The 245-nt window shown below is 53.9% G+C and carries 1 pseudogene; it reads right to left on the minus strand.

Annotation, left to right across the window (positions count from 1 at the left end):
• Positions 1-245, minus strand: a pseudogene (locus V5P19_RS24265) (peptide ABC transporter ATP-binding protein); the annotation flags it as partial.

Consider the following 245-nt stretch of genomic DNA (forward strand, 5'->3'; position numbering starts at 1 on the left):
GGTGTATGGATGTGCAGGTGCCGTCAGCACCTGCTGCGCGTCGCCCAGTTCTACAATCTGCCCGAGATACATCACCGCCACCCGATCGCTCATATGACGTATCACCGAGACATTGTGTGAAATCAGCACATAGGTCAGCCCGTGATTTTCCTGTAGCGTTACCAGTAAATTGAGGATCTGCGCCTGAACGGAGATATCCAGCGCAGAGGTTGGCTCATCAAGCACAATCACGTCAGGCTGCGAAG

Origin of the sequence: Enterobacter sp. UNJFSC 003, assembly GCF_036903355.1 — a bacterium.
Lineage (GTDB): Bacteria > Pseudomonadota > Gammaproteobacteria > Enterobacterales > Enterobacteriaceae > Enterobacter.